This window comes from Vibrio hepatarius (assembly GCF_001274785.1).
GTDB lineage: Bacteria > Pseudomonadota > Gammaproteobacteria > Enterobacterales > Vibrionaceae > Vibrio > Vibrio hepatarius.
Genome location: NZ_LHPI01000009.1, coordinates 306,960 through 321,910 on the forward strand (window position 1 = coordinate 306,960; position 14,951 = coordinate 321,910).

A 14,951-nucleotide genomic window follows, 5' to 3' on the forward strand; every position below is an offset into this window, starting at 1 on the left:
AAGCTTCGCAAATTTTTACGAATAGGGAACACAAGCATGAGCAAACAAAGAGTCGTCGTTGTGGGCAACGGAATGGTTGGCCATAAGTTTATTGAGACATTAAATCAAAGCGGGCGTGAAGATATCGAGGTGATCACCTTCTCTGAAGAGTCTCGTCTGGCTTACGACCGCGTGCAGCTAACCTCTTACTTTAGCGGCAAAACCGCAGACGATTTAGCCCTGACAGACGAAGCGTACTATCAGCAGAATGGCGTTAAGTACGTGGTGAACGAGAAAGTCGTTGAACTGGACACCGAAGGGAAAAACGTCATTACCGCAAGCGGGCGTATTGAAGCGTATGACCAATTAGTCTTGGCAACTGGCTCGTACCCATTTGTGCCACCCATCCCAGGCAACGACCAAGAGCACTGCTTTGTCTACCGCACGATTGAAGATCTGGATGCGATTGAGCTATCAAGCAAACAGAGTCAACGTGGCGTCGTTATTGGCGGTGGATTATTAGGCTTAGAGGCCGCCAATGCGATTAAGAATCTGGGGTTAGAAACTCATGTGGTTGAATTTGCGCCGCGCCTGATGGCGGTGCAGCTCGAAGAGGGGGGCGGTGCGCTACTCCGCCGTAAAATTGAAGATATGGGGGTTGCGGTTCATACCGAAAAGGCGACTACAGAAATCGTCGCTGGCGAAAGCGCTCGCTATCGAATGAACTTTGCCGATGGCTCTCATTTAGAAACCGATATGGTTGTTTTCTCTGCGGGAATTCGACCGCAGGATGAGTTAGCGCGCCACAGTCATATTGATATTGGTGAGCGCGGCGGTATCGTCATCAACAATTATTGCCAGACCAGTCAACCTGATGTGTACGCAATTGGTGAGTGTGCTTTATGGCAGAACCAAATATTTGGTTTGGTCGCGCCGGGCTATCAAATGGCGAAAGTCGCGGCGAGTCACCTGCTTGGTGAACACGCGCCGGCGGAGTTTACGGGTGCCGATATGAGCACCAAGCTCAAGCTACTCGGGGTTGATGTTGCAAGTATTGGTGAAGTGCATGGTCGTACTGAAGGTGCTCAGTCATACACCTACAGCGATGAGATTGAACAGGTCTACAAGCGCCTGATTGTATCGGCGGATGGCAGCAAAATTGTTGGCGCAGTGCTGGTCGGTGATGCCGACGCTTACGGCACTTTGTTGCAACTGAAGCAAAACGATATGCCGTTGCCATCCAACCCTTCGGTGTTGATTCTGCCTAATGCGGTCGAAGATGACTCGGCAACAATGGGTATTGATGCACTGCCGGATAGTGCCATGATCTGTTCTTGTTTTGATGTCAGCAAAGGAGACATCAAACAAGCGGTCGCGTCAGGTTGCACCACGATGGCAGAACTGAAAGCGAGTACCAATGCGTCAACAGGGTGCGGCGGTTGTTCTGCGTTGGCAAAACAGGTATTGGATAACGAGCTATTAAGCCTTGGTGTTGAAGTCAATAACGACCTGTGTGAACACTTTGCGTATTCGCGCCAAGAGCTGAGCGACATTATTCGTGTTAATCAAATCAAGACCTTTGACGAGTTGCTCCACAGCCACGGTTCCGGTTTGGGCTGCAGTGTGTGCAAGCCTACAGTGGGTTCGATCCTCGCATCATACTGGAATGACTATATCCTCGATGATAAACACGTTGAACTGCAAGACAGTAACGATATTTACCTCGGTAATATTCAGAAAGATGGCACGTATTCGGTTGTACCTCGTGTGGCGGGTGGGGAAATTACGCCTGAAAAACTGATTATCTTGGGCGAAGTGGCGAAGGAGTTTGACCTCTACACCAAGATCACGGGCGGCCAGCGTATTGACTTATTTGGCGCACAGTTGAACGACTTACCGCTTATCTGGAAAAAGCTGGTGGATGCTGGCTTTGAGACAGGGCATGCCTACGGGAAGTCCGTGCGTACCGTTAAGTCTTGTGTCGGTAGCACTTGGTGCCGTTTTGGTGTTGGAGACAGCGTGGGCTTTGCGATAGATATTGAAAATCGCTACAAAGGCTTGCGTTCCCCACACAAGATTAAGTTTGCGGTTTCTGGCTGTACTCGCGAATGTGCAGAAGCGCAATCGAAAGACATCGGTGTGATCGCGACTGAAAACGGCTGGAACCTTTACGTGTGTGGCAATGGCGGGATGCGCCCTCGTCACGCCGATCTATTCGCCTCTGATCTAGATGACACCACCCTGATCCAATACATCGACCGTATTTTGATGTTTTACATCCGCACGGCTGACCGCTTACAGCGCACCTCTGTTTGGCTTGAAAACCTTGAAGGTGGACTGGAATACCTTAAGAGCGTCGTGATTGAAGACAAGTTGGGAGTGTGCGCAGAACTTGAAAAAGAGATGGCGGCTAACATCGCTAAATACCAGTGTGAATGGAAAACCACACTCGAATCACCAGAAAAACTCAAACGTTTTAACCACTTCATCAACAGTGATAAACGCGATGAGCGCCTGAAGTTTATCTCCATGCGCGATCAACGCTTCCCACAGCCATCAGAGCGCAAGAAAAAACAACAGAACATCGACGTGGTGGAAGTGCAGTAACACCGCCACTCAAGATTAAGTTATACGATTTCGCTTCAAAGGAGACTTGCTATGGAAAACTGGATAACTATCTGCCAAACCACTGATTTAGTGCCAAACGCTGGGGTATGCGCGTTGGTGGTTGATGAACAAGTGGCGGTATTTAACTGCACTCGAACAGGGGGGCTGTACGCGGTGTCAAACTACGACCCGATCAGCGATGCCAACGTACTTTCACGTGGTATTATCGGCTCGCTCGACGGTCAGCCTTATGTCGCTTCACCACTCTATAAACAGCACTTCCACTTAGAAACTGGCGTGTGCTTAGAGGAGCCGCATCATCAAATCAAAACCTATCCGATCCGCGAGCATAACGGCTCGGTTCAGGTTCTCGCTGCGGTTTCTCAGGCGGCTTAACACACCACATAGGTGCTCTACGCAGGACTCGTTGGCGCACCTAGTAATGGACTACTAGAAAGGACTGATTCATGGAAAGCAGCAAATTCTCGATATTCTCATTTAAAGGCAAGATGAAAATCTTACACTTGAGTTGGATGGCGTTTTTTATCACCTTTGTTGTGTGGTTTAACTTCGCGCCGTTACTGCAAATGGTGAAGGAAACCCTGGGGCTGACCACCCAAGAAATCAAAACCCTGTTGATCCTCAACGTCGCGTTAACCATTCCGGCGCGAGTCGTGATAGGTATGCTGACCGACAAGTATGGACCTCGGGTCGTCTATTCGGCGTTACTGGCGGTATGTTCCATTCCTTGTTTTATGTTCGCCTTTGCCGATTCGTTTCTGCAAGCCGCGATTGCGCGCTTCTTACTTGGCTTTATCGGTGCGGGCTTCGTGATTGGTATCCGCTTGGTATCCGAGTGGTTTCCACACCACGAACTGGGTACTGCAGAGGGCATTTACGGCGGTTGGGGTAACTTTGGCTCCGCAGCCGCCGCATTTACCTTGCCTACGGCGGCTTTGCTGTTTGGTGGTGAAGACGGTTGGCGTTATGCGATTGCCGTGACAGGCTTGATGAGTTTGGTTTTCTCGGTGGTGTTTTATCGCAGCGTATCAGACACACCGAAAGGCTCGACGTATTTCAAACCTAAGCATCTAACCGCTATGGAAGTGACGTCAAAAGGGGATTTTTTCTTCCTGCTGTTAATGAAAGTCCCGATGTATGCGGTATTAGCGTTGCTGGCTTGGAAACTGTCTGGCGCTGGAATCGGTATGCTGTCAGATGTTGCGGTGAACTCAATTTATGCAGGCTTGATCGCTTTGTTCTTGGTCGAGGCCACACAGGTTTGGAAGGTAAACAAAACCGTATTTGAGAAGCCAGTTGAAGAGGTGCACCAATATAAGTTTAAGCAGGTTGCAGTGTTAAATGTGCTTTACTTTGCCACTTTTGGTTCTGAACTGGCGGTGGTGTCTATGTTGCCGCTGTTCTTTTCCGAAACGTTTGAATTGTCACCAGTATTAGCCGGTATGGTGGCATCTGCCTACGCCTTTATGAACTTGATGTCGAGACCGGGCGGTGGCTGGATCTCAGACCGCTTTGGACGTAAACCCACGCTATTGATTCTGACCGCTGGTCTTGCAGTGGGCTACTTCGTGATGGGACAAGTGGGGAGCGAATGGTCGATCTGGTTGGCGGTGGTTGCTGCTATGGTGTGTTCGTTCTTTGTTCAGGCAGGCGAGGGTGCGGTGTTTGCCACAGTGCCACTTATCAAACGTCGTATGACGGGACAAATTGCAGGTATGACAGGGGCTTACGGTAATGTCGGCGCGGTGACTTACCTGACGATACTTTCGTTTGTTGACTATCAAACCTTCTTCTTTGTGATTGCGGGTACGGCAGTGGTAGGTTTCGTTGCTCTGATGTTCATGGAAGAACCAAACGGCAAAATTGCCGAAGTGAATGAAGACGGTAGCGTGACGCTGATAGACGTTTCGCATTAACCGATTATGAAATCGGAGGATGCGTGGGTCGTAAAGCTTAATCATTAGTTTACTGCGACTCACGCATCGTTCAAAAGCTCAGTATCTGTATTGGGCTTTTGTTCTTCGCCAAATACCTTGAAGAGTGTTTATGAATCTGAACAACGCAAATTCTTCATCAACGATCGTAGTGGAACATGCTGGTGTTTCATTAACCGGAACACGTGCAGAGAACCAAGACGCGATTCTGGTCAAGGTACCCACGCAGTCAAATCTATTGGCACATAAAGGTATCGTCGCCTGCATTGCGGACGGCGTCAGTTGCAGCGAGCAAAGCCAAAAGGCCAGCCACACTGCGGTAGTGCAGTTCATCAACGATTATTACGCCACACCAAAGAGCTGGAGTGTAAAACGGTCGGCGAATCAGATTTTGACCGCTCTCAACGCTTGGTTGTATCAAGAGGGAAGCAAAAAAGAGCTATCACATAACGGCTTTGTGACCACTTTTAGCGCGCTTATCCTAAAATCCAACACCGCCCATTTGTTCCACGTCGGCGATACGCGTATTTATCTATTGCGTGACGATAAACTGCGTTTGCTCACACACGATCATCAGCGAATGAATTTTGGTAAGAGTGCGTATCTGACACGCGCTTTAGGCATGGATAGCAAATTGGATGTGGATTATCAGACGTTGTCATTGCAGCAAGGCGACAGGTTTATTCTCTCCTCTGATGGCTTGCATGATTATTTGGAGCAAAACGAGTTACTGGAGGTGACGAGCGATGATCGGCTGGATGTTTCAGAGATTTGCCAGACACTCTGCCATCGAGCGTTAACCAATAGCAGCCAGGACAATGTCAGTTGTTTGCTTGTCGATGTGCAGCACTTGCCCGAACATTCTTTGCTTGAGCACCAGCAAGCCGTCTTAACCCGCACCATTGCCCCTGCTTTAGAGGTGGGAAATCGATTGGACGGTTACCGAGTTGAGAGAATCCTCTATGAAGGCTCGCGCAGCCATGTCTACCAAGTGGTGGAAGAGCATAGTGGTCGCCAGTTGGTAATGAAAGTGCCTTCTATGCAGTACAGTGAAGACCGCGAATATTTGCTTAATTTCGCCAATGAGTATTGGGTTGGATCGCAGCTAAATAGTGACAGAGTGATGAAAGTGTTCCCGACGCCAAAAGACTCAAAGTTCATTTATCAACTTTGCGAGTTGGTGGAAGGAACAACGTTGCGTCAATGGATGTACGATAATCCTAAGCCGAGCTTACAAAAGGTCCGGGATATCTTAGGTGAGATAGTCAAAGCGACTCGGGTATTTCAGCGTGCGGATATGGTGCACCGAGACCTTAAACCGGAAAACATTATGATCACGCCAGCAGGTGGGGTAAAAATCATCGATTTTGGTGCGGTAAAAGTGCAAGGCTTGCAAGAGATCGCGCAAGAAGCTCAAGAAGTGATTCCGCTGGGAGCGGTCAATTACATCGCACCGGAATACATCATTGGCGATAATGCGACCACTCGGTCCGATTTGTTCTCTATTGCGGTTATGGGTTATGAAATGCTGACCGGACAGCTACCCTATAAACCGACAACTAACCAAAATCTTCAATCGGCGAGGCATACCAAGTGGGTGTATCGCTCGATATGTTCTTTTCGTGAAGATCTTCCAGTATGGATTGATTTGACCTTTCGTAAAGCTGCCCATCATTTACCTGCAAGGCGTTACGAAGCGTTAAGTGAGTTTGTTGCTGACCTACACACTCCAAATAAAACGTTACAAGCAGAGTTTAAAGAGCGCCCACTATTGCAGCGTAATCCAGTTATGTTTTGGAAGATGACAGCTTTGATTACCACCTCCATTGCGGTTATTGAACTGCTGGTTTTATACCAATCGTAGTAAATAACTGTTCATTCTAGCTTGTTAAAATACTCGATAACTGCGTTAAAATTTTTGGATGTAGAATAACTACTTACCGAAAAATTTTGCCTTGTTCTCAAGCATTTTTCCTACGCTATTTCTGACCATTTACTTACTGTGATTGGTATTGCTCTGAATCAGTGAAATCTTGGGCTCATCCTCTCTGTATCAACGGTTCTTGTTTTTCCTTTAGTGCATTGACAATGTTTGATAATCAAAATAAATTGATATTCAAATAATTTGATTGTCAAACTAATGGTGCCATTTTGAACTCTTCGCAGCAGCACAACCACAACTTCTCTGGACACAACCAACAAGGTGAGAAACGAACTTTTTACGTTCTGTTGCTGACCCTCACTACGATGGTGGTTGAAATTACCGCTGGAACACTTTTTGGGTCAATGGCGCTGCTCGCTGACGGCTGGCATATGGGAACGCACGCGGCGGCGTTTTGTATTACCTTGTTCGCCTATCGTTATGCGCGTAAACACGCCAACAATGAGCGATTTTCTTTCGGTACGGGAAAGGTAAGCGTACTGGGTGGCTATACCAGCGCGATTGCCTTGGGGATTGTGGCATTGTTGATGTTTGCCGAATCGGTGCATCGATTATTTAACCCTGAAAGCATTCAGTTTAACGAGGCTATCATCGTCGCTGTTATCGGTTTGGCGGTTAACGTCGCGAGCATGTTCCTGCTTGGCGATCACCACCATGGCCACTCTCACGAACATGATCACGCTCATCATCATGGGCACGATCACCATCATCACGACCACAATTTAAGAGCGGCTTATCTGCATGTTTTGGCGGATGCGCTCACGTCCGTGCTTGCCATTGCAGCGCTCATCCTAGGCAAACTCTATGGTTGGAACTGGCTTGATGCCGCCATGGGGATAGTTGGTGCTGTGGTTATCAGCAAATGGACCATGAACCTTATCAAGCAAACCAGCCCAATTTTGCTCGATGAAAACATTGAACAAGAGTACAGAAGTGCGATTAAAGAAGAGCTTGCACCTTATGGTACGGTAACGGACTTGCATGTGTGGAAGGTGAGTGGTCATCATTATTCGGCTGCAATTACTCTACACGCATCGGTGGGATTAACCGTTGAGGAATACAAACAAAAGCTAAGTAAGTTTGATAAGATTAGCCATCTGACGTTAGAAGTACATTCATCATAATCATGCAAAACATTGAACAGCTAAACCAATTACTTACTGAGTTCTACGACAAGATGTCGTCGTGGGAGCAGTCTGTCGTTAAAGAGACTGGCTACTCTTTAGCTCAGGTCCACACCATCGAAGTATTGGGTGTGCATGGTGCGCTGCGCATGAAAGAACTGGCCGAGAAGTTAGGTATTACGACCGGTACGTTAACGGTGCAAATTGAAAAGCTGGTGGCTGCGAATCTCATTGAGCGTCAAGCCCATCCTGATGATCGTCGCGCGATTGTTGTGACGCTAACGCAAGAGGGCCAAGCGATTCATCGTCAGCATAACCAGCTGCACTTAGATTTAGTGAAAGACCTGACTCGTAATATCGACTCCGAGCAAGAGTCGGTGCTCTTGGCTTGCCTAGAGAAGATGAATCGCGAGTTTTAGGCTCCTCAGAGGGGGCATTTCTATGTTCCCTCGCTTGGCTGGTACCCATTATCGGCTCTCTCACCAGATCTGACCGACATAAGGATTTGTCATTGTTAGAAGAACACCAACAAATATGGCGTGATTACTACGCTAAAGCTCTGCAACGTCGTCATTTACCGCGGACTGAGTTGGCAGCCAAACTGAATGAATCTCGCACGCGAGTAGCGATAGACTGCGGCTGTGGTACGGGAAGTGATATTCACTATTTGGCTGAACTTGGTTATCAAGTGCACGGGTTTGATATCAACTCTGATTCTATCTCAATTTGTCGTGAACGCTTTGCGAACCAAGCCTTGGTTGAACTTTATCAAACCAGTTTTGAGAGTTTTGATTATCCTAAGAGTGGAATTATCATCGCCAACAACAGTCTCTTCTTTGCCAATCCCGATGGTTTCTTTGATACCTGGCAACGCATCACAGACAGCTTGGAAATCGGCGGCGTGTTTGCTGGTGACTTTATGGGGATAAATGATAGTTGGGCGTCAGAGTATCGTTCTCCGACTACTCCACTTAACGAAACTCAAGTGAGAGAACTATTTAGACAGTTTGGGATTGTCCGTTTTGTCGAGCGTGATGAACAAGGACAAACCGCACTCGGCCGAATTAAACACTGGCATACGTTTTCCGTAGTTGCGGTTAAGCGTAGTATTGGTGGATAGGAGATATGTACCAGTGTTATGGACCTGAAAATACCCAGAGTCTCTTAGAGGCATAAAAATAGATCTCATATCTTGTTTGGTGGTACTTCGGTAGTCATGATTAGTAATTAGGACAAAGGTCTAGTATAACTAAACTAGACCTTTTCTAGGGGAGTAAAACAACCTTCACGAAAGTCAGTTAAAACAAGTCAATTGATGTTTCATCTAGGAACATATTTGGTTTTATATCTTTTACAAACTCAGCTACTTGTTTATCCATTTCAGCCTGTTCTTGTTCGGTTACTAGAATTTCAAAAACAGGGTCCCCATTCTCATCCACGACTACTTGGCTATCTTTAATCATTAAAGTTTCAGTGACATTGCTTTGCCTCTCTTCTCCGCCTAGCGCTCCAGATAAACGATTATAGTAGTATGCCTTTTTAGGGTCTGGTTGAATAATTACCTTACCGGCACGGTCTTTTTCGCCTTGTGAATATGTGAAATAGAGAGTTTCTGCTGCTTCTGCGTAACCAAGTTTAATAGCTTTATTGATCCATTTCATTGCTTCGTCAAGGCCAATTATATCCATTCGATAATAAAGTGTTTCCATGGCGGGGGCGTAGCCTTGGTTGGCTGCAAACTTCAAGTATCTCACTTCTTCATCCGCCGATATATCGCTGAAACGGCTTATATAAAAAATAGCATTCACCCCCCCAGACTCAAGAGATTCAACGTAGTTAGTGTCAATGAGGTATCGACCTAAGATAGGAATGTAACTGCGCCATTTATTAGTAAAAAACTGCAGCTGTAAAAGCGCTTTGCCGTTGCCATTTTCTGCTTCTTGTTTCCATTTACTTACGGCTAAATCGTACCATTTCTCGTCACAGGGCCAACTTAAATAACTACATGGATTATTCACATAGTATTCATGACCAGATAGTACACCCATCGCCCAAGGGTCACCCATTTTGGCAGCTTTTAAAAAAGTGTCACCCGCTTGAAAGTGTTTGCGGTTTTTATATTGAACGACACCTAGCCAAAATGTGGCATAGGCACTGCCGTCGTTCGATTGCTGTTGTAAGATCTCCTCTGCTTGTTGGTATTCTTTCTGGTTGAAGAGGAGAATCCCTTGCTCGATTGGGCTTTGTGCCCAAACATTGTTATGAAGAAAGAGTAAAACAATAAATAGGACTTTTTTCATGGTTATTTCTCTGGTAGCCAATTTGTTAGTTGATAACCCAAGGACTTAAATTGCTCAAGTCGCTCCACACTATTCGCTGGCAATACAGTATAATCTTTACGGAAGTGACTAATGCGCCCTGCTGTATACGATGTTTTTTCGAGAATTTTATTTCTCATGGTTAATTTCAACAAATAGCTACGAAAATCTCTATAATCAGTGTTTAATCTGTTCATGTAATTGTTTTTTTTATCATCTTTTGGCTTTTCATAAGGTTGAGAATAGGCTTTAAGAAAGAAATCGCGTAAACTAATTACGTTGTTGGCGTAACGTTGCCATTGCTCTGATTTATTAAGTTCTGTAGGTTGTTTTAATCCCATTCGCTGTAATGCATTTTCAAAGCGATGAATACCGCTGTTGTCTGCTTTATCCCCACCTAGCCATAATAAAATCTTATTAATTGCCTTGCGTTGATTTTCATTTCTTGTAGCTGCAATCGCTTTTGAACTGTCTCCCCAAACTGGAATATCATTATAATGAATTAGAACTGATAGTAGTTTGGCCAACGTTTCAGCAGGCATCTTGGTAATCCACTTCTGGTTTTCTTTTTCGTGCTCTTTCGAAAGAATGAAGTTAGCTACAAAATAGGCGTTATCTTTATTGCTAGCTTGTTCTTCCAATTGACTAATAATGTTAAAGGGTAGCATCAACACTTGACCGATAGTAAGACCAAAAGCAGCGGCAACCGTCAGCACTTTGTTAAACTCAGCGAACGTATTAACTTTTCCTGATTCATCAAAAAATTCAAAACGTTGGAAGCCTTTGTTTTCCATTACACCCAGTAACGCAGCAAAAAAATCATCTGCAGCTTGCGGGTTTAGTTCAGTGGCAAACTTTCCGCCAATTCCCAATCCTGTACTTGCTCCTAAAGCTGTAATAAAAACAAAACGTCCATTATGGAAAGTACATTGAAATACGCCGTCGTACCCTAAGCCAGCACTCATTTTAAATCCTTGGCTAACCTTGAACAGGTTTTGCTTGGGTGTTTTTTGATCTTTAGTCCAATCATAACTGCAGCTCAGCATTCCACCCGCCTCTAAACCAGCAAAAGCGGAAGCTTCGGCTTTAACACCAGCCGCTATGTTTGCTTTTTTTACTTCTCGGTTGCCAATTGCTGAGGTGTAGTAGGAGCTGTAGTCTGATTTACTTGGAACCGTCCCCTTAATGCCCAATGGTTTGACGGTGTGCTCACCAAAACCTTCACTATTTTCTTCGATGTTGCCTATGTGGAGTTGAGTGCCCAATTTCAGACTAGCGCCTACAATCCCATACACTTTACCTTCAATATTTAGTACAGAAGTTCCAATGTTTTGAGTTTTACGCTCTTTGCTATCTTTTATTCTATAGGGAATGTCTAGAGACATTTCTCCTGAACTAGGGAAACGTAATTTAACGGTTCGCTCAACACTAGCAAGTGAAAGCCCAAGGCTAAAGTCTGCTTTAAGGCTGAGTTTGTCAGAGCTGAGAACTTCATGATCAATACCAGTGCCCGCACTATAAACATAGCGTGCAAACTGGGCACCACCGCTTGTTTCATAGGCGGTGTTAATGCCAAACATTTCGTTCTCGTAACGCTTCATCTGCCAAGGAAAGACAATATCTTCCACATTTGCCCAAGAGGCAGTTTGTTCGAATTTTAAGCTAGATAAAACAGCTTCACTACCAAGAGCACTTTTTAGACCATCACTAATTTTACCTTTCTCTCTTCCCGCCGAGCTCGATAAGTTTAGATTGACGATCGATGTACATTTTTTGTTTTCAGACAAATCAGATGAAAGCACAGGGCTGTCAGATAAAATATATAAGCGAGTAGTCGGATCGGACGAAAACGCACACTCAACGACAGTTCTTTGATTCATACCGCTGTCAACGAAAATTTGATTATTGAGGTTACGAGGTTGCCACTGTGACTCGCGAACTATCACTGTTCGAGTGGTTTCTTCTAAATATGGAATCTCTCCTGCAAACTTTATTTGTTCTTTTTGATAGTTCCACTGAGGCTTTTTGGTATTTTCTTCAGCTATTTGTAACAGATCGTCGAAGCGTTGTTGGGCTAGCTCTGCATAGCGAAACAAAGCTTTTACGTACTTAGCATATTCTAAATTCTCTCCTATCAACTCAGAGAACTCTTTTATGCGTAGTGCTACTTCGCGCAAAAGCATTAGGTTTAATGTATAAACAGCGTAATAACCCATCTCACTGGCAACAGGTGTACTTTTATTAATACTGTCTAATAGGCTTTTTAAGTCAGAGATGCTTGCGCGCTTTTCTGTTATTGCAGAACGAACGGTTTCAACTTGAGCCCAGCCTTTAAACAACTGATTTTCTGTGAGACATTGTTCCTTTAGTAAGGTGCCTGTTTGATTCAATTGATATACGGCCGCATAGAAACTCGGATTATCCAGTCGATTATCAGCATTTGAACTTGTAATAAAGGACCTTGGATTCCATTTGTACTTCTGATTACTTAGCCTATTTAATACTGGGTCAGCATAATCACGCCAATACTTATAACTTTTATAAGCTTTTTCTAAAGATGGGATAGGTGTGTCGACTGTTAGCTGTTCTTTTGTAATACTGTCGTCTAAACCTAGTTTGTGACGCTCTTTTTTTACTGTTTCAAGCGCTTTGTATATTTTTAAGTCGACGTTTGAGCTGTAATACGCATGTTTGGTCGAGAATTCATAGTGATGTCCCTCTTCTGAAATGGATGTTTTGGCCGCAAAGTCGATTGCTTCCTTTTCGAAATCCTGGATGTTCTTTTTAAGTTTATTAAGTAACTTTTTTTGTAATTTCTTCAATTGTGAGATGCGCTTAGCTTCTACTCCGGCGATTGCATCCTTCGTCAGCATTACTTCCCCAAAGCTAGTTCCTTCGATAGGTAACCACTTGGCTCCGTTGGATAGTTTTTTTACATCATCCAAGTCGTGTTGATATTGGTTCTCAATTTCAGCGATGCGTGATTCAATTTTAACCAACCCAATGCGTGGATTTTCTTGAGGGAAATTCAGCTCATTTTCTCGACAACAGATAGATAATGCCCGGTGTTCTAGGAGGGAGTTGCGGTAGTCATTGGCTTTATCTGCACTTATACGTTTTAAAAATGCTTCGTGGGCAATGCTATTAAACTGATCCATTACACCTAATTTAGTTAGTTGTTTTAGAACAGTTTCTTTGTCTCCTTCCAATGCCGCCTTACAACGCTTATCATCTTCTACAATATACTTCTTTGCTTCTTCAGTGAGCAGTATAAGCATTTGCTTTTGAGTGTTGGGATGCTCCGGAACATATAAGGCATCAACGAATTGAGGCTTTGAGCACTCTGTTAATTGGAGCTTTTCACTTGATAGGATCTGTTTTTCTTCCCTTTCACCACTCGTTAAGTCTGAAACGTCGGGTATAACAAGAGTTTTCCCATCATAGATGAGGTCAATGTCTTTAATTTGCTGGGCGTTTAAACGTTGCAGTGTACTAACATCTGTATTGTATCGCTTCGCTAGCACAGACAAGGTATCACCGCGTTTAATTTCGTGAGTACTCATTGCAGTAGTTCCTCAATAAGTGTGTTTGGTAGAACGAGGGATGAATTTTTATTATTTGTGTTTGTTCGTACTATTGAATCCACGTCGTAGTCGGCGCTAACTAAAGGGGATAAACGTGCGGTGTGTGATACCCCCAAGATCTTATTTGTAACAGTTTCATCTCCATGTTTTGCAATGAGAGATAATGTATAAGGTGAGTAAAAGCGCAGAAAGAACAAGCGTCCATCTTGGCTATAGGCTGTAATATTGTTTTTTAAGGCATTGATTGCATCCTGTAATAGAATGCCGGTGCTGTAAATGAACACGATTGCACTGGTAGCCCAATTCACTTCGTTTTCCCAGCGCTGCCAAATAGCGTCATTTGGCTTTACTTTGATCCAAATTGGGCTGTTGTCGAGTTGAGGCTGCCAATCTGTTCCGAGATAAAGAGGTTCCCATTCATTCTCTTCTTGTGCACAGATTTGCTTAGCATCAAGAACTCTAAGAGTATCGACCAACATAAGGTATAGTTCGCCACCATCAATCATTGGGCACACTCACAATTAGCTTTTGGACAACTTCCATCTGTTTTTTTCTGGCATAGCTCAGCAATAGATAAGTCCAATGTAGCCAAAGCTGGTAATAAGCTAGTCATAGTTGGTGATATTGGAGCGTAAAGTGCTTCTTCTGGTTCTGTCACAGCCTCCAACCCCAAAGGAAGTGTCGCTATCTGCCCAGAAAATCCGCTACCACTGCCGGGACTGCCGCCAGAGTTTAGGTTGATCGCTGGGCCGACGATGCTAACGCCGGAGGCATCCACTTTGACAAAACTGCCGCCTGCTTTGACGGTGAGTTCTGAGCCCGCTTCAATGACAATCTTTTGGCCTGCTTTGATGTGTATTTCTCTACCCGCTTCGTTGACCCAGAGTTTTCCCGCTTTGATATGCACGCTGCCATCGACCATCAGCGTCTGGTCTTTAGCGATTTTGTTGCGGCTTTCGCCCTCCACCGTCAAGTGATGGTTGTTCTTAATCTGAGTAAAACTGTCGTTGTCTACCGTAAGGTGCTTGTCGTGCTGAATTTGCGTGGTGTGGTCGTTGAGCACATCTGCTTCAAAGTCCTTTTGCGCGTGCAGGTAGACTTTTTCTGACTCGGCCTGGTCTTCAAAACTCAGTTCATTAAAGCCTTGCCCTTGGTGCGTCTCACTGCGCCACACGGTTTTGGTCTTGTGCTCAGGCAGGGCATACGGCGCGGTGTTGGTCGCGTGATAGGTACGCCCCGTGACGATAGGTTGGTCTGGGTCACCGTTTAAGAACGAGACAATCACTTCATGGCCGATACGCGGCAGTGCCATCATGCCGTATTGCGCGCCAGCCCAACCTTGTGACACGCGTACCCAGCATGAGCTGTGTTCGTCCCCTGAGGAGTAGCGGTCCCAAGGGAAATGCAGCTTAACGCGGCCATGTTCATCGCAGTAGATTTCT

At 45.2% G+C, this 14,951-nt stretch carries 11 protein-coding genes; 7 read left to right on the forward strand and 4 right to left on the reverse strand.

Annotated features, from left to right (window positions below; genetic code table 11):
• Positions 1-36: 36 nt before the first annotated feature.
• The 7 genes from nirB to AKJ31_RS12160 all read left to right on the forward strand — a co-directional run bounded on the left by nirB (position 37) and on the right by AKJ31_RS12160 (position 8,727).
• Complete coding sequence (gene nirB / locus AKJ31_RS12130; protein ID WP_053409361.1) at positions 37-2,586, forward strand: nitrite reductase large subunit NirB; 2,550 nt, start codon at positions 37-39, stop codon at positions 2,584-2,586.
• 51 nt (positions 2,587-2,637) lie between these two features.
• On the forward strand, positions 2,638-2,982 hold the full coding sequence (nirD, locus tag AKJ31_RS12135; protein WP_053409362.1) for a nitrite reductase small subunit NirD: 345 nt from the start codon (positions 2,638-2,640) through the stop codon (positions 2,980-2,982).
• A gap of 71 nt (positions 2,983-3,053) precedes the next feature.
• A complete protein-coding gene (locus AKJ31_RS12140) occupies positions 3,054-4,523 on the forward strand; it encodes a NarK family nitrate/nitrite MFS transporter (RefSeq protein ID WP_053409363.1) in 1,470 nt (489 codons plus the stop codon).
• Positions 4,524-4,653: 130 nt separating this feature from the next.
• Positions 4,654-6,405: a bifunctional protein-serine/threonine kinase/phosphatase gene (locus AKJ31_RS12145; protein ID WP_053409364.1), complete on the forward strand. Its 1,752-nt coding sequence runs from the start codon at positions 4,654-4,656 to the stop codon at positions 6,403-6,405.
• 287 nt (positions 6,406-6,692) lie between these two features.
• Positions 6,693-7,607, forward strand: a complete 915-nt coding sequence (gene dmeF / locus AKJ31_RS12150) for a CDF family Co(II)/Ni(II) efflux transporter DmeF (RefSeq protein ID WP_053409365.1) — start codon at positions 6,693-6,695, stop codon at positions 7,605-7,607.
• 2 nt (positions 7,608-7,609) lie between these two features.
• Entirely contained in the window at positions 7,610-8,026 is a 417-nt protein-coding gene (locus tag AKJ31_RS12155) for a MarR family winged helix-turn-helix transcriptional regulator (protein ID WP_053395974.1), read from the forward strand.
• A gap of 92 nt (positions 8,027-8,118) precedes the next feature.
• Complete coding sequence (locus tag AKJ31_RS12160) at positions 8,119-8,727, forward strand: class I SAM-dependent methyltransferase (protein ID WP_053409366.1); 609 nt, start codon at positions 8,119-8,121, stop codon at positions 8,725-8,727.
• A 178-nt stretch (positions 8,728-8,905) separates the two neighbouring features.
• Here the strand turns inward: AKJ31_RS12160 and AKJ31_RS12165 are convergent, their stop codons facing one another.
• From AKJ31_RS12165 to AKJ31_RS12180, 4 genes are all read right to left on the reverse strand, one after another.
• Positions 8,906-9,907, reverse strand: a complete 1,002-nt coding sequence (locus AKJ31_RS12165; RefSeq protein WP_053409367.1) for an SEL1-like repeat protein — start codon at positions 9,905-9,907, stop codon at positions 8,906-8,908.
• Between the two features lie 2 nt (positions 9,908-9,909).
• Positions 9,910-13,488: a LysM peptidoglycan-binding domain-containing protein gene (locus AKJ31_RS12170; RefSeq protein WP_053409368.1), complete on the reverse strand. Its 3,579-nt coding sequence runs from the start codon at positions 13,486-13,488 to the stop codon at positions 9,910-9,912.
• Positions 13,485-14,015 carry a DUF4123 domain-containing protein gene (locus AKJ31_RS12175; protein WP_053409369.1) on the reverse strand — a complete coding sequence of 177 codons (531 nt, stop codon included), beginning with the start codon at positions 14,013-14,015 and terminating at the stop codon, positions 13,485-13,487. Before AKJ31_RS12175 ends, AKJ31_RS12170 begins: the two co-directional genes overlap by 4 nt.
• Positions 14,012-14,951: type VI secretion system Vgr family protein (locus tag AKJ31_RS12180; protein ID WP_157052353.1), on the reverse strand; the 940-nt coding region annotated here is incomplete at its 5' end. The genes AKJ31_RS12180 and AKJ31_RS12175, both read right to left, overlap by 4 nt.